At 75.0% G+C, this 701-nt stretch carries 1 pseudogene; it reads right to left on the bottom strand.

The features are described from left to right. Positions 1 to 197: pseudogene (locus DEF28_RS28695) on the bottom strand (hypothetical protein); the annotation flags it as partial. Positions 198 to 701: the final 504 nt, after the last annotated feature.

Consider the following 701-nt stretch of genomic DNA (forward strand, 5'->3'; position numbering starts at 1 on the left):
GGGTCGGCCACCCCGAGCACGCCGACGTGCGGGCCGGCGAGGAACCTCTCGCGTTCACCGGTCGGCATCGCAGGGACCACGGAGACCTCCAGAGGCGCGGGGATCGGACGACTAGGGCTCCCCGGGAGTGGGAGCGGCGTCGGCAGCACAATCCCCGAGCTCGCGAACGCGAAAACCCAGCTCAGGGGATTGATCACGTATCACCGTGAAAGTTCGTACGTGCGATGGCTTGGACGGATTCCGGCGGAGATCGGGGGGAGGGCGCGGGCGCTGTGCCCGGCATTTTCAGCGCGAGAACGGGACAGAAGCGACATGTCGTCAGACCTCCTCCTGGCTGCCGGAGCTCCGTTCCGCTCGGCGCGCCTCCGGATGCGGACGACCGCAAGGGGCGGCCAGGGAACGCCGTTTCACGGGTGCGCGACGCCCGCGCGTCACCGGGGCTCCGCTCGCCGCCCGTTGGCGACGGGTTCGCGGCCGCATGACTCCGGCCCGCCCGCGGCCGACCCCCGTGGCCTCGTGTCCGCGCGGACAAGCCCACTGGGGGGCCGGCCGCCGCCTGGCGTCCCGGCGCCGTCGGGGCCCGCGGCCGGACGGCACGGAGCCGCGCGAGGCGGACCAGCAGGACGCGCTGACGCCCGTCGCGGCCGACGACGGACCAGGCGCGCCGCGCTGCGGCCCCCGGGGGCCTCGTCACCGGCGGG

The sequence above is a fragment of the Marinitenerispora sediminis genome, from assembly GCF_003336425.1.
Classification (GTDB): domain Bacteria; phylum Actinomycetota; class Actinomycetes; order Streptosporangiales; family Streptosporangiaceae; genus Marinitenerispora; species Marinitenerispora sediminis.